21 protein-coding genes are annotated in these 22458 nt (G+C 55.8%); 2 read left to right on the top strand and 19 right to left on the bottom strand.

All coding sequences use genetic code 11. The features are described 5' to 3' along the window. Positions 1–71 precede the first annotated feature (71 nt). The 11 genes from cheZ to ACOTX3_RS18335 form a co-directional block, all read right to left on the bottom strand. Positions 72–716, bottom strand: a complete 645-nt coding sequence (gene cheZ / locus ACOTX3_RS18385; RefSeq protein WP_013096065.1) for a protein phosphatase CheZ — start codon at positions 714–716, stop codon at positions 72–74. Positions 717–726: 10 nt separating this feature from the next. Then, positions 727–1116 (bottom strand): chemotaxis response regulator CheY, encoded by a 390-nt coding sequence (cheY, locus tag ACOTX3_RS18380; RefSeq protein WP_008500431.1) that lies wholly within the window; start codon positions 1114–1116, stop codon positions 727–729. Positions 1117–1133: 17 nt separating this feature from the next. After that, positions 1134–2183, bottom strand: coding sequence for a protein-glutamate methylesterase/protein-glutamine glutaminase (locus ACOTX3_RS18375; RefSeq protein WP_003859716.1), 1050 nt, complete (start codon positions 2181–2183; stop codon positions 1134–1136). Continuing rightward, a complete protein-coding gene (gene cheR / locus ACOTX3_RS18370) occupies positions 2180–3046 on the bottom strand; it encodes a protein-glutamate O-methyltransferase CheR (RefSeq protein ID WP_008500429.1) in 867 nt (288 codons plus the stop codon). The genes ACOTX3_RS18375 and cheR overlap by 4 nt, the downstream gene beginning before the upstream one ends. A gap of 19 nt (positions 3047–3065) precedes the next feature. Continuing rightward, positions 3066–4667 (bottom strand): methyl-accepting chemotaxis protein IV, encoded by a 1602-nt coding sequence (gene tap / locus ACOTX3_RS18365; protein ID WP_029882322.1) that lies wholly within the window; start codon positions 4665–4667, stop codon positions 3066–3068. Between the two features lie 44 nt (positions 4668–4711). Next, on the bottom strand, positions 4712–6379 hold the full coding sequence (tar, locus tag ACOTX3_RS18360) for a methyl-accepting chemotaxis protein II (protein WP_058650811.1): 1668 nt from the start codon (positions 6377–6379) through the stop codon (positions 4712–4714). A gap of 85 nt (positions 6380–6464) precedes the next feature. Further along, positions 6465–7427 (bottom strand): Csu type fimbrial protein, encoded by a 963-nt coding sequence (locus ACOTX3_RS18355; protein ID WP_058678991.1) that lies wholly within the window; start codon positions 7425–7427, stop codon positions 6465–6467. Beyond that, entirely contained in the window at positions 7424–9808 is a 2385-nt protein-coding gene (locus tag ACOTX3_RS18350) for a fimbria/pilus outer membrane usher protein (RefSeq protein WP_058678988.1), read from the bottom strand. Before ACOTX3_RS18350 ends, ACOTX3_RS18355 begins: the two co-directional genes overlap by 4 nt. Beyond that, positions 9784–10545, bottom strand: a complete 762-nt coding sequence (locus ACOTX3_RS18345; RefSeq protein ID WP_038419938.1) for a fimbrial biogenesis chaperone — start codon at positions 10543–10545, stop codon at positions 9784–9786. The genes ACOTX3_RS18350 and ACOTX3_RS18345 overlap by 25 nt, the downstream gene beginning before the upstream one ends. Positions 10546–10561: 16 nt before the next feature. Further along, positions 10562–11110, bottom strand: a complete 549-nt coding sequence (locus tag ACOTX3_RS18340; protein ID WP_028027938.1) for a Csu type fimbrial protein — start codon at positions 11108–11110, stop codon at positions 10562–10564. Positions 11111–11122: 12 nt separating this feature from the next. Further along, a complete protein-coding gene (locus tag ACOTX3_RS18335; protein ID WP_013096056.1) occupies positions 11123–11695 on the bottom strand; it encodes a spore coat protein U domain-containing protein in 573 nt (190 codons plus the stop codon). Between the two features lie 428 nt (positions 11696–12123). Here ACOTX3_RS18335 and ACOTX3_RS18330 point away from each other — a divergent pair, with 428 nt between their 5' ends. Beyond that, on the top strand, positions 12124–13383 hold the full coding sequence (locus ACOTX3_RS18330) for a dicarboxylate/amino acid:cation symporter (RefSeq protein ID WP_023620134.1): 1260 nt from the start codon (positions 12124–12126) through the stop codon (positions 13381–13383). Positions 13384–13486: 103 nt separating this feature from the next. Here ACOTX3_RS18330 and cheW read toward each other — a convergent pair whose 3' ends face one another. From cheW to flhD, 6 genes are all read right to left on the bottom strand, one after another. Beyond that, entirely contained in the window at positions 13487–13990 is a 504-nt protein-coding gene (gene cheW / locus ACOTX3_RS18325; RefSeq protein ID WP_013096054.1) for a chemotaxis protein CheW, read from the bottom strand. 19 nt (positions 13991–14009) lie between these two features. After that, the gene (gene cheA / locus ACOTX3_RS18320; RefSeq protein ID WP_028027937.1) at positions 14010–16046 is read right to left on the bottom strand and encodes a chemotaxis protein CheA; all 2037 of its coding nucleotides are present in this window, start codon (positions 16044–16046) and stop codon (positions 14010–14012) included. 4 nt (positions 16047–16050) lie between these two features. Next, positions 16051–16980 carry a flagellar motor protein MotB gene (gene motB, locus ACOTX3_RS18315; protein WP_013096052.1) on the bottom strand — a complete coding sequence of 310 codons (930 nt, stop codon included), beginning with the start codon at positions 16978–16980 and terminating at the stop codon, positions 16051–16053. Further along, a complete protein-coding gene (gene motA, locus ACOTX3_RS18310; RefSeq protein ID WP_008500417.1) occupies positions 16977–17864 on the bottom strand; it encodes a flagellar motor stator protein MotA in 888 nt (295 codons plus the stop codon). Before motA ends, motB begins: the two co-directional genes overlap by 4 nt. Positions 17865–17987: 123 nt before the next feature. Further along, the gene (flhC, locus tag ACOTX3_RS18305; RefSeq protein WP_127869010.1) at positions 17988–18566 is read right to left on the bottom strand and encodes a flagellar transcriptional regulator FlhC; all 579 of its coding nucleotides are present in this window, start codon (positions 18564–18566) and stop codon (positions 17988–17990) included. Positions 18567–18568: 2 nt separating this feature from the next. Next, positions 18569–18919 (bottom strand): flagellar transcriptional regulator FlhD, encoded by a 351-nt coding sequence (gene flhD, locus ACOTX3_RS18300; RefSeq protein ID WP_013096050.1) that lies wholly within the window; start codon positions 18917–18919, stop codon positions 18569–18571. Positions 18920–19712: 793 nt separating this feature from the next. Here flhD and uspC point away from each other — a divergent pair. Further along, complete coding sequence (gene uspC, locus ACOTX3_RS18295; RefSeq protein ID WP_029882593.1) at positions 19713–20141, top strand: universal stress protein UspC; 429 nt, start codon at positions 19713–19715, stop codon at positions 20139–20141. Between the two features lie 15 nt (positions 20142–20156). On the opposite strand, the gene otsA is transcribed toward uspC, so the two are convergent. Both otsA and otsB read right to left on the bottom strand, forming a co-directional pair. Continuing rightward, positions 20157–21581 carry an alpha,alpha-trehalose-phosphate synthase gene (gene otsA / locus ACOTX3_RS18290; RefSeq protein WP_013096048.1) on the bottom strand — a complete coding sequence of 475 codons (1425 nt, stop codon included), beginning with the start codon at positions 21579–21581 and terminating at the stop codon, positions 20157–20159. Next, positions 21556–22359: a trehalose-phosphatase gene (otsB, locus tag ACOTX3_RS18285; protein WP_013096047.1), complete on the bottom strand. Its 804-nt coding sequence runs from the start codon at positions 22357–22359 to the stop codon at positions 21556–21558. Before otsB ends, otsA begins: the two co-directional genes overlap by 26 nt. Positions 22360–22458 lie beyond the last annotated feature (99 nt).

The following is a 22458-nucleotide window of genomic DNA, read 5'->3' as shown; positions in this document are numbered from 1 at the left end:
TATTCGGGCTCTTTTCGGTGATTCTGCGTTAACCGCCTCAGGCGCATGCACCCCTGAGGCGGAAAGGCGTATCAGAAACCGAGGCTGTCCAGCAGGTCGTCTACCTGATCCTGGCTTGCCACAACGCCCGCTTTGGTGGCGTCGAGCTGTGGGCCATTAAGCAGGCTTTCGTTCTCGCGTTTCGGACGTGCAGCCGGTTCCGGGATGTTTTCCAGCAGCACCATCAGCAGCTGACGTTCAATCTCCTGAATCACATCCATCATGCGCTTGATCACCTGACCGGTCAGGTCCTGGAAATCCTGCGCCATCATGATGTCCAGCAGCTGAGCGTTGGTGAAGCTGGTGTGGCCCGGTACATCGCCCAGGAACTGACGGGTATCCGTCACCAGCTCGCGGGCATCCGCCAGCTCGATAGGATTCTCAAACCACTCATCCCAGCGTTTGGTCAGCGCTTTCGCGCCCTTTTCCATCGCATCCTGGTGCGGTTGTGACGCTTCAACGCTGTTCAGCGCACGTTCAGCCGCTTGCGCGGTCATCTGCACAACGTAGTCCAGACGGTCACGCGCATCAGGAATCGCTTCCGCCGCTTCTGCGATTGCCTGGTCCAGCCCCAGTTCACGCAGGCTGTCACGCAGCATGCGTGTCAGGCTGCCGATGCGGGCAATGATATCGCTGGGCGAATGTTCTTCAACGGGTTTCATAGCAGGTTGCATCATAACCAACACCTCACATGCCGAGTTTCTCGAAGATCTTACCGAGCTTCTCTTCCAGGGTCGCCGCGGTGAATGGCTTCACCACATAGCCGCTTGCGCCCGCCTGTGCAGCGGCAATAATGTTCTCTTTTTTCGCTTCTGCGGTCACCATCAGCACCGGCATAGAGGCCATGCCTGCATCCGCGCGGATGGTTTTCAGCAGTTCCAGACCATCCATGTTCGGCATGTTCCAGTCAGAGATAACAAAACCAAACCCGCCCGCCTGCAGTTTGTTCAGCGCATCCACGCCGTCTTCTGCTTCTTCAACGTTGTTGAAGCCCAGCTCTTTCAGCAGGTTGCGCACAATGCGACGCATGGTGGAAAAGTCATCCACAACCAAAAACTTAAGCTCTTTATCCGCCATAAAATAATACTCCTGAGTCAAATACGTATTGCCTGTCCGGCACTGATTTTCGCCAGCATCTGCTGGCTTACCTGGCTAAGATCGACCACTTCGCTCACGCCACCCATATTGATGGCCTCGCGCGGCATGCCGAACACCACACAACTTGCTTCATTCTGCGCAATCGTCCAGGCGCCAGCCTGGTGCATTGCAAGCATTCCGGCGGCACCATCGTTGCCCATCCCCGTCAGGATCACCCCAACGGCGTTGCGCCCCGCATGTTTCGCCACCGAATGAAACAGCACATCCACCGACGGACGGTGCCGGTTTACCGGCGGCCCGTCATGAATTTTGATTTGATAGTTAGCGCCGCTGCGCGCCAGCTCCATATGCTTATCGCCCGGCGCGATGTAAGCATGACCCGGGAGCACACGCTCGCCATCTTCCGCCTCTTTCACGCTGATCTGGCACAGCTTGTTCAGACGCTCCGCGAACGAGCGGGTAAAGCCTGGCGGCATATGTTGAGTGATCAGAATACCCGGACTGGAAAGCGGCAATGGCTGGAGTACATGGCGAATTGCCTCTGTTCCTCCGGTTGATGCGCCAATCACCAGCAGTTTTTCCGAGCTGAGTAACGGACCCGCCTTCAGGGTTGCCGGGGCAGCCGTTGGCTTATGGGCCGCGAGCTTCGCGCGCGAGGCGGTGCGGATCTTCTCAGCGATCATTTCGCTGTAGGCCAGCATGCCTTCACGAATGCCAAGCTGGGGTTTGGTGACGAAATCCACCGCCCCCAGCTCCAGCGCGCGCAGCGTAATTTCCGAGCCTTTGCCAGTCAGCGATGAGACCATCACCACCGGCATCGGACGCAGACGCATCAACTTTTCCAGAAAATCAATGCCATCCATGCGCGGCATCTCGACATCCAGCGTCAGCACGTCGGGGTTATATTTTTTAATTAAATCCCGCGCTACCAGCGGATCCGGCGCGGTAGCGACCATCTCCATGTCGCTGTGGCTATTGATAATTTCAGTCATGATCTGGCGCATCAGCGCCGAATCATCGACAGACAATACCCTGATTTTACTCATGCTTTTTCCTTACTCAGCGCATATACCGTTTGCCCACGCAGGCTAAACTCACGCACGAGGTTGCTGAAGTTTTCCGAGTGCCCGGCAAACAGTAAACCGTCAGGCTTGAGCAACGGAACAAACCGACGCAGAATGTCCTGTTGCGTCGTTTTATCAAAATAGATCATGACGTTACGGCAAAAAATGGCGTCGAAAGGCCCCGGCACGTTGTACTGCTTATCCAGCAGGTTAACCGGTGCAAACTCCACGCAGTTCGCCAGCTCCTGGCGCACGCGCACCAGCCCTTCATGCGGGCCGGTACCGCGCATGAAGTAACGCTGAAGCTGCTGAGGCGACAACGTCTTCAGCTCATCCTGGCGATAGACGCCGTTACGCGCCTTCTCCAGCACTTCGGTGTCGATATCGCTGGCGTACACTTTCCAGCGACCCGGCGCCATTCCCAGGGTATCGGCAAGGGTGATCGCCAGCGAGTAAGGCTCTTCCCCGGTCGAGGCCGCCGCACTCCAGACGCGATATTCCCCGGTGCGACGGCGGGCGTGCTCTGCCAGTACCGGGAAGTGATGAGCTTCGCGGAAAAAGGCCGTCAGGTTAGTGGTTAAAGAGTTAATAAAAGCCTGCCACTCGGCGCTGTTCTGGTTCGCTTCGAGCATGCTCAGGTAGCGACCAAAATCATCCAGCCCCAGCGTACGCAGGCGCCGCACCAGACGGTTGTAGACCATGTCTCGCTTATGGTCAGCAAGCACGATCCCCGCACGCTGGTAAATTAACTGACATATCCGACGAAAATGCGCGTCGGACAGCGCGAGGCGCTGTGTCATCTGCAACAATAATGACGTTTGCCCTGGAGGCATTGGTGATGTCATAGCGCCTTCTTAATTACATTCAGGATACAACTGGCACGGCCTGCGACCGCCCGACTTCTGTTACTGCTTCAACGTGCTCTTTGACATTAAATACCGCGACCAGCCCGGTCAGATGATCCGCCTGACTGGCCAGCTGATCGGTTGCCGCTGCCGCTTCCTCCACTAACGAGGCATTCTGCTGCGTGACCTGATCCATCTGGCTTACCGCCTGGGCCACCTGCTCAATCCCGCGACGCTGCTCATCAGACGCCGAGGCAATTTCGCCCATGATGTCGTTCACCCGCGTAACGGAGGTGACAATCTCGTGCATGGTTTTCGCCGCCGTATCCACCAGCGCGGAGCCTTGCTGGACGCGGGAGACAGACTCTTCAATCAGCCCTTTGATCTCTTTCGCCGCGTTGGCGCTGCGGCTCGCCAGGTTACGGACTTCACCCGCCACCACAGCAAACCCGCGCCCCTGCTCACCCGCACGCGCCGCTTCCACAGCCGCGTTCAGCGCCAGAATGTTGGTCTGGAACGCAATGCCATCAATCACGCTGATGATGTCGCCAATTTTCTGCGAACTGGCGGCAATATCCTGCATGGTGCTGGCCACATGAGACGCCTGGTCGCCCCCCTTCTTCGCCGTCATCGCCGCCTGTTTTGACAGGTCTGACGCCTGGCGCGCGTTGTCGGCGTTCTGGCTTACCGTTGCAGTCAGCTGTTCCATGCTGGCCGCCGTTTGCGCCAGCGAGGCCGCCTGTTGCTCGGTACGGGAAGAGAGATCGTTATTGCCTGCCGCAATCTCTGAGATCCCGGTGTGCATGGCATAGCTGCCCTGGCGCACATCGGAGACCGTTTCCCGTAGCGATCCTTGCATCGCCTTCAGGCTGGCAAAGATCGCCGAAATTTCGTTTTTGCCATACACTGCCACCGGACGCGCCAGATCCCCCTTCGCAATGCTGTCGAAGTGGCTGCTGATGATCGCCAGCGGCTGAACAATCATCTTGCGCGACCAGAGCAGCGCGGCACCGGTCAGCAGTGCCGCCAGAATCACCACCACGGTAAAAATCACGCCGGACATGTGGTAGCTCATGCGGCTGCTCTCCCCTGCGCGCTGCACAAACTGGTTAATGTCCTGCTGCCAGGCGTTAAAGCTGTCATCAAACGCCGCCTGTGAGGCCTGCACCGGCGCGCTCATAAAGTCCGAGAGCTGGTTGTTCTCAAGCCAGGTCGCCTGGTGATCCAGATCGCTGTGCCACTGCTCAAAGTTCTTCTTCATGGCAGCTTTCAGCGCTTTCCCTTTTTCGCTGACGTCCTCCTGCGCGGTGAACGTTTTGAACTGCGCGTCGGCCTGTTTAAGGCTGTTGCGCGCCGTCGCCATCAGCGCCTTGATATCATCCGGCGGATAACTCAGCGCGGTTAAGGTTCCCGCCTTGTTCAGCGCAGTGCTTGCCTGCAACAGCACGGCACGCGTTTGTGCCAGTGCGGAGCGCTGCTGATTACTCGCCTCAACTTCCTGCAAATTCTGATAGCCATCGCGAAACGCCCAAAAAGACAACCCGTTACTGCCAACCTGCAACACACCGCAAAGGATCAGAATCAAAAACAGTGTGGTCGAGATACGAATACGATTTAACATCCACGCTCCCATCAAGCGGCAAGCAGCCGCGGTTTAAATGTCAGTCAAAATGTTTCCCAGTTTTCATCATGTCCGTTCGTCGCGGCGCGGGTACGCGTGGCCGCCGGCTCAGCGGCGGGCGCACGATACGTGGCTTGCGGGATGACCGTATTTCCAGCGAGTGAAGCGAGACGAAACGCCGAGACGGCCATCTTCAGACGGCTCGCCTGGTCTTCCAGCGCAGCGGCCGCCGCGGCGGACTCCTGCACCAGAGCGGCGTTTTGCTGTGTCACGCGATCCATTTCCGATACCGCCAGGGCAACCTGGTCGATACCACGACTCTGCTCATCAGAGGCAGAGGCGATTTCACCCATGATGTCCGTTACGCGGGTAACGGCATTCACGATGTCATTCATGGTCTCCCCTGCGCTTTCCACCAGCACGGAGCCGGTATCGACGCGGGAAACCGAGTCTTCAATCAGGGCTTTAATCTCTTTCGCCGCGTTAGCGCTGCGGCTGGCGAGATTACGCACTTCACCGGCCACCACCGCAAACCCGCGCCCCTGTTCACCCGCACGCGCAGCCTCAACGGCGGCGTTCAGCGCCAGGATATTGGTCTGGAAGGCAATGCCGTCGATCACGCTGATGATGTCAGCGATTTTCTTCGAGCTGTCGGCAATTTCATGCATGGTTTTCACCACACCATCCACCACCCGACCGCCACGCTGCGCCGTTTCGGACGCGCTTTCTGCCAGCTGAGAAGCCTGACGCGCGTTATCCGCGTTCTGCTTCACGGTGGCGGTGAGCTGTTCCATGCTGGCCGCGGTCTCTTCCAGCGCGGAGGCCTGTTGTTCGGTACGGGAAGAGAGATCGTTATTGCCCATCGCAATTTCGCTGGTGCCGGTATAGATGGCATCCGTGCCGCTACGCACGTTGGCAACGGTATCGATAAGCGAACGCTGCATATGGTCTACGCTGTTGGCCAGTTCGGTGATTTCATTCCGCCCGGAGACGGTCAGCGTTTTGGTCAAATCGCCGCTCGCAATCTCGCGGATATGGGCAATGACGCGACCCAGTGGGTTCAGCAGGCTATGGCGAATGCCGTACCATACCGCGATCAGCACAATGGCCAGCGCCAGCGCCATCACCGCCATCTGCCATTTGGCAAAGCGGTAATCATTCTGGCTTTCCGTAAAGGCCGAGTGGTAGAGATCTGCGCTGGCTTTGGCGTATTCACTCAGCGCCGCGCCGAGCGCGTTTTGCATTCCTTGTGTCGGCTGGGCGAAATAGGCGTCCATGTTGCCGCTCTCCAGGAACTGGATAAGCTCCGTCAGACCGGCATAGTAGGCGTTATATTTTTCGTCGATGTTCTGACTCACCTGCTCCATGGCAGGCTGCGGGGCGATCTTCTTAAAGGCGTCGTAGTGCTTTGCGGCATCCGCAAGGGTCGCGCGGGCATTTTTCAGCAGATCGGTTTTCGCGCTGCTCTGCTGGTTATTGGGATCCATCATCATGCGGGCGGAGGAGCGGCTCAGGTTGATACGCGTTTGCAGCATCAAATCCCACGTTGACGTGAGTTCACTCTGCTGCAGGCGCAGATCGTTTGAGGCGGCGAAACTGTCCTGATTCTGTTTTAACGACGAGAAAAAAAGCCCACCGGAGATAAGCTGAAGTAGTGCGAAAATGACCAGCACCATCATGAGCATTGTGACAACGCGGATACGGTTCAACATACAACACCTTCTCATAGATTTATTAACGGTGTTATCGGCACAGGCCACAGGAACTTTACATTTGCGAAAGGGAAAAGCGCGGGGGTTAGAACGCCACGTCAACAATCAGCGTGTCGGTATAGGTTCCGGCGGGGGGCGTGGCCTGCCCGGTCAGGACTTTGGCGGTGTAATTGTAGGTACGCAGTAATCCGTCGGTACTGACCTGGGACGAGGTCACACTGGTCCAGCGTTCGGTGCCGCTGCTGCCCCAGCGGTTGGTGGTCGCTTCTTTATAGATGTCGTAACTCATGTAGTTACTGCCGCTCACCATGCGACGAACGTTGTTCAGCGCGTTGGCACCATTATTAATCCCTATGGTATAGGTACTGCCTTTGGTGCAGGTGACGGCGATGGCCTGCGAGACGGTTGGAAAACTTTGTACCAGCGGCGCGCTGTTGAAATTCACGTCCGGGGTGGTCATGGTGCTGCAGTCGTTAGTGACGGTCATGTTGAGAAGGATCGTGGTGGTGGCCGTGCCGGTTTGCGGCGTCAGGCAAAGTCCGGCAGCGCCAACGGCACAGACGTTGTAATTAATGCTGAATGTCAGCAGCACCTGATACGGCCCGGCCGAGACGTTCTGTCCCGGCACCGTACGGAAATAGAGCGGAATGTTGTAGCGCTTCGACCCCAGCAGCCCGAGCAGCGTGTTCCCGCTCCAGGTATAGGCATTACCGATCTGCACTTCGCTGCTACCGCCACAGCCGGAGGCAGCGCACAGGCGCGTGGGTATGACATCGGTAATAGCCGCATTGTCCGTGCGCTTCAGGGTGGCGCGACTGTTGGCGAATATCGATGCCGAGGTGTAAGTCAGCGCCACCGAGTCGTTGGTAAGCAGGTTGAGGACTGTATCGCAGGCCACCACCAGCGTACCGGTGGTTTCCACTTCCCCGGTTCCGCTCAGCGCGAACGAGGTCACGCTGCCAAACGACGCATTCACCGTACTGACGGTGCAGGCCGCGCCGCTGGCACCGGAGAAGAGCAGCAGAATCACCAGCAGATAACGCGTCACCGTGCCTCCCGACATACCAGCGGCCCGTAGGTTTGCAGCCTGTGTTCCGGGTTCGCGCCAACGGTCAGCGTCGCCTGGCACCGTTTGCCCGTCGGGGTGATCACCTCCAGCGAATTGACGTCGCTAAGATTTTCCAGCCAGGCGATCCCGTCATAACCCACCACCGCGTTGCTGCGTGAGGCACGTCTGACCTGGCTGCCCACCGGAATGGCCTGTCCCTCGGCATCATGCAGAATGACACTTGCCACCCGCTCCTGCTCCATCGGGAAGTCCACCAGATAACCGCTGTGGCGGCGGATCGCAATCCGGCGTTCGGTCTCTTTCAGACGCGTATCGGCAGGCAGATTGAGGGTGTCAATGCGGTAACTGGCCGGGTAATAAGCCGACACGCCGCTCACCAGCAGATAGCCGTTGCGATTCGTTTTGCCGACCGGCTGATTCTCGTAGCTTACGGGCACATCCGGTTGACCATCGGTGCTGATCACCACAAAGGCGTCGTTGATTTTATTCGCCGCAAACAGCTCGCCGTCCATCAGCACAATGGAGCCCAGAGCCTCGCTCCACCAGGTCATCATGTCCTTTTCACCGTAGGCCCCGCCCTGCACTTCGATATTATTGTTACGCCAGCCCAAGGTTCCCTGCTGATAATTGTTCGCCCGCGACTGATGCGCCCATGCCATGTTCCAGCTTAACCCGCCATCGGAAGGCATGGAGTGGTTGTAGTTGATGCGCTGCGTGCTGCCTGCCTCCGGCGTGTTTTCGAAGGTGACTGCGGCGCTGTCCCGTTCCCCAAGCGGGACCTGTAGCGAGAGTGCAACCGTCCAGTCGCCCCGCTGCTGATCACGGCTTGCGGCGAGGTAAAGACTGCTCGCGCCCCACAGGTTGCGGCTCCATGAGAGGTTAAGCAGTTCTGTTTTCTGGCTGTCAAAACTCTCCACACCGATCCAGGCAGCCCCGATATTGCCGTACTGCCCAAGATTAAAAGTCAGGGAATATTGATCGGTATTGCGACTGAAGCTGGCGACAGGCCGGTCGTTTTCGTCATAGATCGTCGGCTGGTCATAGAGGGCGAGGTTGCCAAAACCGCGATCGCGTCGCGTATGTTGAGTGGCAAGGCTAAAATCGCTGGTGCTGTATTGATAGCCCCAGGCGATCTGCCCGCCCTCATCGCCGCGCATCCGGCTTTGGGTATACGCGGTATTCACAACGCCAAAGTGACCGAGTTTAACCACCGTCCCGGCCCCGCCCAGCGCCAGCGACTCCGCCCCTTCCGCGTGACCTTCAAGGGTCAGCCAGTCCGTTACCCCGTAGCGATACGAACCGCTGCCCGCCGCCGGACCATAATCAAAATTGTCGATCCCGTAGTTGCGCCGCAGGCTTCCCAGCGTCACCGCCCCATCGCTCAAGCCGCGTTTAAGCAGTTCGCTGGTGACATAGAACGGCAGCGTAGTGCTCACCTGCCGTCCCAGCGCATCGGTGGTGATCAGCACCGCGTCCCCGGCCCCGTTAATATAGGGCAGATTCGTCAGGGTAAAGGGGCCCGGCTGAAGCTGCGTAGAGCCAGATCGATAGCCATTAATAAAGAGATCGACCGAGGTGGGAACCGCTGCTTCCCCGGAGAATTCCGGCAGCGGCCAGGTCACCAGATCCGGGCGCAGGGAGAAGTCACGCCCGTAGCTTATCCCACCCATACGCACGCTGGAGCTCCAGCTCAGGGCATCGCTGATCACATCCCCGGCCGTCCAGGTGGTGGCGTCCTCTTCATTGGTGACCAGCAGGGTGGTGTCATAGCGCACATATCCGGCCTGCTGGCCGTCATCGCCAGCGAAATTTTTCCGCACATAACCGGTAGAAGAGAGCGAGCCGCGTTCATTGAAGTAGCGGAACTCATGCCACAGAGAAGCCTGGCCGCCCACGTGTTCCGTGTGGTTAGTATAAAGATCGTAATTCAGCAGCGCCCCGCGCCCAAAGTGGGGTTTGCTTTGCGCGGTTTGCCCGCCAAAGGAGGTCACCCGGGAGGCCACCCATTCGCGGGGCACGCTGAGCAGCAGACGCTGTCCGGCGCTGTCGTACTCCACGCGAACCTGAGCAAGCGATGAGAGATCCACCTCGCCGGTCGGCACATGCTCCGGCGGCAGCCCGGCACGCAGCAAATCGGCGCTTGAGATAAAGTAAGCGCCTTTACGCTGCGTCACGGGCACCACCAGACCGGTATCGTAGTGGTTCACTATGAGGCCAAGCTGAAAAACCGCCTCATCGTTCACCGCCCGGGCCTCGGGAGGCGGCGGTAAACTGTCATCGCCGGGTTCTGCCCAGGCGCTGGTCGTGACGCAAAGCAGGATCATCATCGCCGGTTTCAGTTGACGGGCGTCGACTGCCATTGTTCATCCCTGGCGTTAATCTGCGCGCGCATCTGGTCTGGCTGCCGAATTCCGGCCGGGATGGCCCAGCTGCGGGTACTGCCCGCCAGCACGTAGCCCAGCAATCCCTCAGCAACAGGACGTTTCTGCCCGCCCTGCACCAGCGAAACCTGACTGAGCCTGACGTGTACATCGCCCCGGTTGTTAACCTCCAGGTGAGGCTGTCCGCCCTCATTTTTTACCCGCCAGCTGAGGTTGTGCGTATCCACAAACGCATGGTGCGCCCCCTCTTTGCTTGTCGGGATCCCCTGCCCATAGACAAAAAGGGGAATGGAATAACGCATCTGCAGTTTGAGACCAATAGCCGGTTCGGCTTTGTTGTCCGGCTGAGGAATTTCATCGACAATAATGCGGTAGGCCTGCTCGACCCCCACCGGAACCGTCCCCTGTTTGATAAGACGAATAAGCTGCTTGCTGCCCGCTGCGATGGTGACAATTGGCGGGCTGGCCACCACATCCTGCTGGGCACTGTAACGTTCGAACCCGCCCTCCTGCTTCCAGCGCACAATGCGTACCTGCATGGTGGTTGGGCTGTTTCCTTGATTCTGGATCCACAGCTCCGTGGCTTTGGCGTCAGCCGCCAGCCACGGATCGATAGGCCATAACAGAATGGTGGCGGCGGCCTGCACCTGGCCTGCCGCCACGGCCATCACCCCCAGCAAACTTCCCAGACATATGCGCCTGAAATATGCCGTCATCGACTCTCTCCCTTTATCACCATGACAAGGTCACGGTAAGTTGATCAGAATAGGTTCCTGCCGGGCTGAACCCGGTCAATAGCGCCACGCCAAACAGCGGCAGCGCGATGTTATTGCTGTTGGTATAGGTCACCGGAATCGCCTGGTTGACCCCTATTTCGCTGTTCGCCGCAAGTGAACTGCTGCTGTAAAGCCGGTATCCCACCACGTCGTTCCCGCCGTTGCGCGTCATTCGCCGCACGGAGGCGTAATTCTGCCCGCCGTTAATACTCATACTCAGCGCCACGCCTGGCGTACAGGCGATCGAGAGTGCCCCGTTTGGTACGAAGCTGGTGCTCACCGGAGCACTCTCCACGCCGGTATGGGTACCGAAGTTCAGCGTGCCCAACAGCCCCCCACTGCCGGTGCTCACCGCGCATCCCGGCACAATGGTCGCACTGACCTTAAAGGACTGCGACGTGACGGCCATAGCGGCCGGCACCAGCGCCAGCCCGAGGATCAGCGTAAAAAAAAGATGCACGATCCCCTCTGCGCAGTGGCGCAGACCTGAAAAAGCGGTCTTCATGGGCTAAGTGGGCTAATAGGTTACGCTGACATTTATGGTGTCGGTGTAGGTCCCCGGTACCACCGTAACGCTGTTTCCGCCGCCGGTAATACGCCCGTAGAGGGTGTAACTGTCCACCCCACCGGCCGTGGACGCGATCGGCAATGCCGCGTTATTCGCCACAACGTTATTAAATCCGCTGTCGCTATACAGGCTGTATGCCACACCCTGCGCCGTGTTGGTGGTGTTGATCAGATAGCGGGCGGGTGTCCCCGTCGTGCCAACGACGGTGCCCGGCGCAGTGGAGTTGGTATTCCCGGTTATCGCCACCGTGTAGCTGGCGGTTGTACATTGAATCGTGAAGGTGTTTCCGCCGCTGGCACCGGTCAACTGCGTCGTCAGGGTGGAAAAGGTTGCAGGATGGGTCCCGAAATCCAGTGTCCCGAAGTTAATGCCGTTTTGGGTGGGCGATCCATTAATCAGACACCCGTTTGTCAATGTCAGCGTCGCGCCGATAGTGCCACTACTGGTGACCGCCAGCGCCTGATGGGCGGTTGTCGCGGTTAACAGAATGCCAGCGCAGGTCAAAAGGCGTTTTCTTTTCATTTACCACCCTCCAGAAGACGTCTCCGTTCACGTACAACAATTTAGTTTTAACGTTCAAGATGTTAGCCCCGCTTAATGTTCCTCCGAGGGGGTTATTGAGAATTTAGTTTATGGTTATCGCTTCGACCACTGGCGGCCATGTCAGTCACCCCCTTGTCCGATTGACAGAGAAATGATTTTAGAAACATTGGGTTATTGATTTATAAACGGAATTTACCGAATGTTGCCTGAGGATATATCCCATTAAAGTGTGATAAGCGTCACAATATATCGTCGCAGCATTAGCAACAAAATTAATAAAATTTAAAAAGGAGTTGTATCTCCCCCCGCTTTACTTCAATTTATGTGCCGAATAATTTCCCGCGCAGTAATAAAAAATCCATATATATCGGCGCGGGCGACATCTACAGCGCATAGGGGTCTTTTTCGTGGCAAGTGCAAACAAACTTACGCTCTTCATCGTGATATTCATGCTGGCGGGTATTCTTTCAGGGGCGGCCATTCATGAATACGCATCTGCGGATGCCATCAAAACCTGGTCGGATAACATTACGCTTCTCACCGATATTTTCCTGCGACTGATCAAAATGGTGATTGCACCGTTGGTCTTCAGCACGCTGACGGTCGGCATTATGAAAATGGGCGAAACCTCGACTATTGGCCGCGTAGGCGGTAAAGCGATGGTATGGTTTATCAGCTCATCGGTGCTTTCTATTCTGGTGGGGCTGTTTATTGTCACTCTGGAGCATCCAGGCAGCGGTCTGAACCTGACGATCCCCACTGAAGCAGTGGATACCGGGCTGGCCGTCGGCGGCATGACCCTGAAAGCGTTCCTCTCCCACACCATTCCGACCAGCATTGCCGGGGCGATGGCGAACAATGAAATTCTGCAAATTGTAGTGTTCTCCATGTTCTTTGGCATCGGCGGCGCGTCGCTGGGCCAGAAATTCAACGCCCCGCTGGTCGCGGCGCTGGATGTGGTATCCCATATCATGCTGAAGGTCACGGGCTACGTCATGTATGTTGCCCCGCTGGCGATTTTCGCTGCGATCTCGTCGGTGATTGCCACCCAGGGTCTCGGCATTCTGCTGAACTATGCCTCCTTTATTGGCGGTTACTATGTGGCGATCCTGCTCACCTGCATGGTGTTGCTGGCAGTGGGTTACATGGTGCTGAAAAAAGAGGTGTTCCGCCTGCTCAGCATGCTGAAAGATCCAGTGCTGGTCGCCTTTACCACCAGCAGCTCCGAGGCAGCGTATCCGAAAACTCTTGAGCAACTGGAGCGATTTGGCTGCTCGCGCAGCATCGCCTCTTTCGTCCTGCCAATTGGGTATTCCTTTAACCTGGTCGGTTCGATGGTCTACTGCTCTTTTGCCTCAATGTTTATCGCTCAGGCGTACAATATTCATTTGAGTTTCTCTGAGGTTACCGTTCTGATGCTGACGCTGATGCTGGCATCAAAAGGCATTGCGGGGGTACCACGCTCTTCGCTGGTGGTACTGGCGGCGACCATCCCAAGCTTTAATATTCCGGTGGCGGGTATTCTGCTGCTGATGGGGATCGACCACTTCCTGGATATGGGGCGTTCCGCCATTAACGTGCTGGGTAACGGGATTGCAACCGCGATGCTGTCGCAGAATGAAGGGGCGCGGGAAGCTGAAGCGGAGCTGGTAGAGCAGGAAGTGTAAGAGTACAAAAGGGGTGTGGCCTGATGCCCTCACCCCCCCCTCTCCCACCGGGAGAGGGAGCAAACACAAAAAACGGCAACCTGGATTGCCGTTTTGCATTTACCTACGCTACATGGTTCGCCGCGATATCCAGCAACGCCATCTCTTCGCTGTTCAACAGCTTCTCGATGTTCACCAGAATCAACATACGCTCACCCAGCGCACCCAGCCCCGTCAGGTACTCGGTAGACAGCGTGACCGCAAACTCCGGTGCCGGACGGATTTGGTCAGACGTCAGTGAGAGCACGTCAGACACGCCATCCACCACGATACCGACCACGCGCTGCCCCAGATTGAGGACAATCACCACGGTGTTATCGTTATACTCCACATCGCCCTGGCTGAACTTCACGCGCAGGTCAACGATAGGCACAATCACGCCGCGCAGGTTGGTGACGCCTTTAATAAACGCTGGCGTGTTCGCGATGCGGGTAACCTGATCGTAACCACGAATTTCCTGCACTTTCAGGATATCGATGCCGTACTCCTCATCGCCTAAAGTGAATACCAGGAACTCCTGTCCTGATGGCTCGCCCGCCAGTTTCGTTACATTACTCATACCGGTCATGTTCTTACCCTTTACTTAATCAGGCGGCTGTGTACGCCACACGTTGTTCACGATTTAATCCCTGAAGCGCCGACACGTCGACGATCAGCGCCACGCTACCATCACCCAGAATGGTGGCGGCAGAAATACCCGGCACTTTGCGGTAGTTGCTTTCGAGGTTCTTCACCACCACCTGGTGCTGACCAATCAACTGGTCAACCAGCAGCGCGTAGCGGCGACCCGCACTTTGCAGGATCACGACGATACCCTGCGTGGCCTCTGTTTTCGCCCCGTCGACTTCGAAGACTTTCCACAGTTCCACCAGCGGCAGGTATTCCCCACGCACTTCGAGCACCCGCTCGCCACCTGCCAGTGGGTGCAGATCTTCTTCACGTGGCTGCAGTGATTCCATTACCGCGTTCAGCGGCAGAATGAAGACTTCGTCCGCCACTTTCACCGACATACCGTCGAGGATCGCCAGCGTCAGCGGCAGCAGAATACGAATGGTGGTACCAGAACCTTGCTTAGACTGGATTTCGACGTGGCCGCCCATTTCCTGAATGTTACGCTTCACCACGTCCATTCCCACGCCGCGTCCGGAGACATCCGTTACCTGCTCGGCGGTTGAGAAACCCGGGGCGAAGATCAGCATGCCCACTTCTTCATCGGTCATGTTTTCGCTGACCGCCATCCCCTGCGAAATCGCCTTCGCCAGGATACGCTCGCGGTTAAGGCCCGCGCCGTCATCGGTTACTTCAATACAGATGTTCCCGCCCTGGTGCTCCGCAGACAGGATCAGGTTACCGACCGGGGATTTTCCGGCGGCAATACGGTTTTCCGGCAGTTCGATACCGTGGTCCAGGCTGTTACGTACCAGGTGCGTTAACGGATCGATAATGCGTTCAATCAGGCTCTTATCCAGCTCGGTGGAGCTGCCCATCAGCGTCAGTTCAATCTGCTTATTGAGTTTACCGGCCAGGTCGCGCACCAGACGCGGGAAGCGGCTAAAGACGTACTCCATCGGCATCATACGGATGGACATCACCGATTCCTGCAGATCGCGGGCGTTACGCTGTAACTGCCCCATGCTGGTAATCAGATCGCCGTGCGTGACCGGGTCCAGTTCGTTAGAACGCTGGGCCAGCATTGACTGGGTGATCACCAGCTCGCCGACCAGGTTGATCAGCTGGTCAACCTTCTCTACGGCAACGCGGATGCTGGTCGATTCGCTGGAGCGCGCCGCCGGTTTTTCACCACGGCCCGGGGCGGCAGCCTCTTTAGGAACGGCTTTCAACGCCGGGGCAGCAGGGGCGACCGCGGGCGCAGCAGCCTGAGCCACAGCGGCAACCTCCTCCACTGCAGCAGGCGCGTCAACGGCAACCGCTTCCGTTTCAAAGGCGATTTGATCGGCTTCGATAACAAAGCACAGCACTGCCACGATGTCGTCCTGGCTGATACCGTCATCGAGCGTCGCAGCAAGGCTGTCTTTGCCTTTTACCACGTTGCTTAATGTCGCCAGGTTACCCAGCTCCTCTTCCAGCAGGTTGACTTCGTTCTCTTTCAGGCGTGACAGCACAACGCGCAGTTTCCCCGCTTTAGCGGCGGCAGGTGCTGCATCTTCAGCGGCTGGCGCATCAACAACGCTCAGTTTGGCTGCAGGAACAACGGCTGCGGCGACCTCACCTTTTGCTTCCAGCGCAAGCTGGCGCAGCGCATTGCAGATGTATTCAAAGCTGGCGGCATCAGGCTCTGCCGAACTTTTATAGGCGTCGAGCTGTTCCTGCATAATATCTTTGGTTTCCAAAAACAGGTTGATAATGTCGGTATTGAGCTGCATCTCACCGCGTCGTGCTTCATCAAGCAGGTTTTCCATTAAATGGGTGGTTTCCTGCAGGATGGTAAATCCAAATGTTCCGGCTCCGCCTTTAATGGAGTGCGCAGCGCGGAAGATGGCATTGAGCTGCTCAGAGTCTGGCGCTTCTGGCACCAAATCCAGCAAATGTTGCTCCATATCCGCCAACAATTCGTCGGCTTCATCAAAGAATGTCTGGTAAAAATCGCTAATATCCATGCTCACGCTATCACCTCGGATTGGCTGGTGGCGATGTTGGAACGGCAGCCGAAGGAACGGCCCCAGGCTGTTTTAAATCGTCCAGTGACTCATTCTGACTTTCGGCGTTTTCATGCAGGATGGCCTGCTCCGCCTGCTGGTTCAGCACTAAAAGACTGATACGACGGTTGATGGCGTCATCCGGCCCGCGGTCGGAGACACGCATGGTTGCTGCCATGCCGACCACGCGCAGTACCTTGCCATCATCAAGCCCACCCGCCACCAGCTCGCGACGCGAGGCGTTGGCACGATCGGCAGAAAGCTCCCAGTTGCTGTATCCCTTCTCGCCCGTGGCGTACGGGAAGTCATCCGTGTGGCCTGACAGGCTAATGCGGTTTGGAATACCGTTCAGCACCGGCGCAATGGCGCGCAAAATATCGCGCATATAGGGTTCAACCTCGGCGCTACCGGTTTTGAACATCGGGCGGTTCTGGCTATCAATAATCTGGATACGCAGCCCTTCCTGCACCAGATCGATCTTCAGATGCGGTCGCAGCGCGCGCAGTTTCGGGTCCGCTTCAATCAGCTGATCGAGATCGCCGCGCAGTTTCTTCAGACGCGCCTGCTCCATCTTTCTCTTCAGCTCGTCGATGTTCGGCTCTTTTTTCACCTCACCCTGCTTCTGGGTGTAATCATCGCCGCCGCCGGGGATCGGGCTGTCACTGTTAGAGATACGCGGCCCACCGGAGACCGCAGTCGCCAGTGGCGTACGGAAGTATTCCGCAATCTGAATCAGCTCTTTCGGGCTGGAGATCGAGATCAACCACATCACCAGAAAGAAGGCCATCATTGCGGTCATAAAATCGGCGTAGGCAATTTTCCAGGAGCCATGCGCACCGTGCCCATGCCCCTTATGCTTGCGCTTTTTTACGATGACGATCGGATGGGACTGGTTTTTCATGCGTCCTCAGTTGTCGTCTGTTGGTTTGGGTTTTTCACCGCACGCACGTGTTCTTCAAGCTCGATAAACGACGGACGCTCGCTGGAGTAAAGCGTTTTACGGCCAAACTCAACCGCGATCGGTGGCGCATAACCGTTGAGGTTAGAGAGCAGCGTAATCTTCACGCATTGCATCATTTTGGTGGTTTCCGCGCTCTTCTGACGCAGAACGCTGGCCAGTGGAGAGATAAAACCATACGCCAGCAAAATACCGAGGAAGGTCCCCACCATGGCGTGGGCAATCAGCGCCCCCAGCTCTGCAGCCGGGCGATCCGCCGAGGCCAGCGCGTGAACAACCCCCATGACCGCCGCCACGATACCGAAGGCCGGCAATGAGTCCCCCACCAGCGCCAGGCTGTTGGCCGGCACTTCGGATTCGCTCTCGTGGGTTTCGATCTCTTCGTCCATCAGCGCTTCAATTTCGAAGGTATTCATATTGCCGCTGATGATCAGGCGCAGGTAATCGACAATGAAATCCAGCATCATGGCATCGGCAAGGATGCGCGGGTAGCTGGCAAAAATCTCGCTCTCTTTCGGGTTTTCGATATCCCGTTCCAGCGAGAACATCCCCTGCTGGCGCGACTTCGCCATCAGGCGATAAAGCAGAGCCAGCAGATCCATATACATGCTTTTGGTGTATTTCGAGCGACGGAACAGCAATGGAATAGCTTTCAGCGTCCCCTTGATCGATTTCCCGTTGTTACCAACGATAAAAGCCCCTACCCCTGCGCCGCCGATGATAATAAGTTCAGCCGGTTGATAGAGTGCTCCAAGGTGCCCGCCGGTCATCATGTAACCGCCGAAAACTGTACCGAGAACTACCAGGTAACCTAATAAGATAAGCACGACATCATCCTTCCGCTAGTGACTATGGCAAGGACGTTCAGCTCGCAGCGTTTACCGAATCCAGGATAAAAAAAAGCAGCGGTAATGGCTTACCGCTGCTGGAATCTTTCCCACACGTTCGGGTTAAACAGCTTGTTCGATCTGTTCATCCAGCAGTTGTGGAATAATATCGGCAGCATCCCGGGAAAGTTTACGTCTTTTTACTGCACGGGATGGAGGCTGACATAAACTACAGGCGAAGCTGCCTTCAGGCTGATGAGCATGGGTAATGAAATTGCCATCGCAGCAGTTGCAGCGCGACAATTCAAGCATTCCGCTCTCAACAAAACGCACCAGCGTCCATGCGCGGGTCAGCGCCAGCAGGGGACCCTCTTCCTGCTGTGGGCATTGTTCAAGGTAAAGTTTATACGCTTTGATCACGGCATCGACGCCGCTACACAAACCGGTTTTGAGAAGGTACTGCCAGGCATTACAGAACATGGAGGCGTGAATGTTCTGCTCCCAGGTCATAAACCAGTCCGTTGAAAACGGCAACATTCCTTTCGGTGGGGGACTACCACGTAACTCTTTGTACAGTTTGATGAGACGACCACGGCTCAACTGAGTTTCGCTTTCCAGCATTTGTAAACGAGCACCCAGTGTAATCAGCTCCATGGCCAACTGTATGTCACGCGCTTCCTGAACAATGCTTTTCTCGCTCATTTCTACGCTCTTTTTTTACGGGCTGCGTCATCAGGCTGGCTGATTTCGTTGAGCAAGCGGGTGGAGAGAAGAATACCGGTATGGATCTGTTGCAGATCGTCCACACGAGATTCCTGTGTCAGCCGCGTGATAGTCTGAGGATTATCGAAGCGGAACTGGCAAACCAGTTGATTCGTTTCAGCCAGTTTAACCATTTGCGGCAGGGTTAACCCGCCCAGCATGGTTGCCATCTCTTCGTTAATACCCAAACGAAACATCGCGGACGCTTTGTCCTGACTAATCAATCGCTGCGCGAGCAGTAAATATGACAGGTTGATGTCATAGATATGTTTTAGCAACTCGGATGTATGCATTTTTCCCATCCCGAATAACCAACTATTATTTTTATGCGGAAAGACCGCACCCCGTGATGTCGCCGGGAAAACACCCGGTATTTAAAAAAAAGGCTAAATGCATAGTTGAATTTAGGTTTGTATTCTGCAAAACGTGCACCAACGAAGCGCGGATGCGCTTCTTACATGTTTTATCATTTCTTACAAATAACTAAGATTTTTCCTAATTCGACGCAAACTCTACTCGTCAGTTTTGACACATACAATGCAGCCATCCTCAAATTTAAAAAAATGTGATCCATGTCACATAATTTAAGTGAATATCATCCATAAATCCATCAGTGAGACTTGTAACTTGTTCATTTTTTAACCAATCAAGACCATTTTATATTCTTTATGGACGAATACTCATGCAGAAGTGCGAACAGAAGGCGCATGGCGATTGCTTTTTTGAGCAATAGCGACTACCGCAACAATTCACACGCTATACATCTCAGGGCCACATTTTCATTACCTATGAAAAACATACAGTTATACTTGAGGGGTGAAAAATTTGTTTCAAAGCGTGATCATTCACATTGCGTCTATAACGCTTTAAAACGATTTAACATCACGCGCATTAAAATGTGTGATTTACGTTAAGTTGTTAATTTTTTTCATTTGCACGCGGTTTGGCGTTATTCTTCTTATAAGAATAATTAATGAATAATTATGAGAAGCTTCACACTAATGTCGTATTCACCTCTTGCAGAAGTGCTGATTTCGCGGTAATGCTGACACAGACGCGGTTTTTCAGACAGCTAAGGAGTGCGTGATGAGTTACTCCCATCTTCTTGTTTCTGTTGCAGTTTCACCGGAAAGTCACCAACTCGTTGCCCGGGCGGTGTCCATCGCCCGCCCGCATAATGCGCGCATCAGCTTAATTACCCTTGCGGCCGAACCCGAGATGTACAATCAACTGGCAGCCCCCATGCTGGAAGATATTCGTGAGGTATTACAGGAAGAAACGCAGCAATTTCTGCAGGAGCTGGTGGAGAAAGCGCAATATCCCATTTATCAGACCGTCATTGCGACAGGTGAACTGAATGCGCATATTCTCGACGTATGTCGCAAAGAGAAAATTGATTTAGTGATATGCGGTAATCATAACCAAAGCTTTATTTCACGGGCGGCCTGCGCGGCGAAATCGATAGTCGCCTCAAGCCTGGTTGATGTGCTGTTGGTGCCTCTTGGGGGTCGTTAAACCCCCAGAGGAATATCACGCCAGTTTAGGGAAAGTCGCGATCTTTTTTTGCAGAACGCCTTCATGGCTTTGCGGCTCAATATTACGCAAATCGCGAATAAAACGTGCCTGCCAGTGATTAATATCGTTCTCGCGGATCGTATCCATCATTTCCGCATGACGGGAAATACGCTCCGTCAGCGGCATCGTCAGAGCACGGTTGAGCGCGTTCGCCACATCATCCCGGTCGTAAGGGTTCACGATGAGCGCTGAAGTAAGTTCGTTCGCGGCTCCCGCAAACTGAGAAAGCACCAGCACCCCCGGATCGGCCGGATCTTGCGCCGCCACATACTCCTTTGCCACCAGGTTCATCCCGTCGCGCAGCGGTGTTACGAGGCCGACGTCGGCATAGCGGAACACCTTCATCAGGATCTTACGGTCAAAATGTTGGTTCAGATAAAACAGCGGCGTCCAGCCCAGCTGACCGTAGCGCCCGTTGATGCGCCCTGCTTCCGTCTCCAGTTGATGACGAATATCCTGATAGGCCTGCACTTCCCCACGCGACGTAGGTGCAATCTGCGTATAGCGGATTTTACCGTGGTGCTGCGGATATTTATCCAGCAGCGTTTCATACGCCAGGAAGCGCTCCGGTAGCCCTTTGGAGTAGTCGAGACGCTCCACCGAGAAGATATTCTTCACGTGTTTCAGCTCGTTTTTAAGCTGCGCCAGCTTCGGCGGCAACGGACCAGACGCCTGCTCAGCAATCTCATCCGGCTCTATCCCAATCGGATAGACTTCGGTATGGAACGTTTTACCCCAGGCCGTATGCGTTTTGCCCCCTTTCGTCATCAGGCGTGTTTTGCCCGATACCGAATCCAGGAACGCAATGCGGTCATTCTCAGTCTGGAAGCCCAGCAAATCGTAATCACACAGCGCTTCCAGCAGCTCTTCATGCGGCGGCAGCGCGGTAAAAATTTCCGGTGTCGGGAATGGAATATGGAGGAAGAAGCCGATGCGGTTGTTGACTCCGCGTTTTCGCAGCTCGCGGGCGAAGGGAAGCAGATGATAATCGTGGATCCATAAAATATCGTCTTCCTCGATTAAAGGCAGCAGTTTATCCGCCAGCAGCGCATTGACGCGGCTGTAGCCTTCAAACGATTCTCGCTGGAATTTGACCAGGTCCAGACGGTAGTGGAACGCGGGCCACAGCACGGCATTCGAGAACTGGGAGTAGTACTCGTCATAATCTTTCTCTTTCAGGGCGAATGACGCCCAGGTGATGTTGCCGCGCGTCACCTTTTTAAGTGGTTTTTCTTCCTCACTGATGTCACCACTCCAGCCAAACCACAGCCCGCCAGCAGCTTTTAAGGCACCTAATACCCCCACCGCCAGCCCACCTGCACTGGCTTTTTTATCGTCAGGCGGTGCGATACGGTTAGAGACGACGACTAAGCGACCCATAATGGTTTCCCCCTTTGTTTTGCGCTATTTGTTGTTGTTGCTGGTTAGCGATGTCAGATATCCACTGCCAGACGCTGGTCACATTTGCCAGACGCCATTCGGCTTCAGTGTCACCAGGCCCAACCTTCACGGAGATCCCTCCGGCCTGATTCACTACACGAAACCCGGCCTCATCGGTCAGGTCATCCCCAAGAAAAACGGGCGTCCGGCCCCGGAAAGGCGGCGTTGCCATAAACGCGGCGATCGCAGCCCCTTTATTGATCCCTTTCGGTTTAAGCTCCACGACGCATTTACCCGGCTGCAGCGCCAGCTCAGGATGCGCCTGCGCGACCCTGGCGGCGAGCGCAAGCACGGCCTCTTCATGCTGCGGTGCCTGGCGATAGTGCAAGGCAAAGGCCATCCCTTTGGCTTCCAGCTCCGTGCCCGGCAGTTCAGCCAGTGCAGCAGCGAGCTGCGCCTGCAGCTTTTCGATTAATGCATCGGGGAGTGAAACGATGTGCGTGTGATCATGGATGTCGCGGCGCTCCGCTCCGTGTACACCGGCCAGCGGAAAGTGGTAAGGACTGGCGAGCAAATCCAGCTCGGCCATTGAGCGCCCTGATATCAATGCCAGTGCTCCCTCATTCATTTGCGAGAGCTGATGCAAATCCTGTAATACCGCCTCCGGGATAACCACCTGGTCGGGGTGCGGTTTTATCCCGGCGAGCGTGCCGTCGAGATCGAAAAAGAAAGCATAGTGTCCGGGCAGTACAGGCGGTGCGGTTAACAAGTCAGCCACCCTGGTCCTCCTTACGGTTTACGAGAGGTAAACGCCTTTACCTCTTTCATAGCCATGTAAGTATAGACAGTGTGACGTCGCTCGCCATTTGACAACCGC

Origin of the sequence: Enterobacter cloacae complex sp. IR5384, from assembly GCF_049237265.1 — a bacterium.
GTDB classification, from domain to species: Bacteria; Pseudomonadota; Gammaproteobacteria; order Enterobacterales; family Enterobacteriaceae; genus Enterobacter; species Enterobacter cloacae.
Note: the sequence above shows the minus strand (reverse complement) of the source record. Positions and strands in the feature narration are given on the sequence as shown.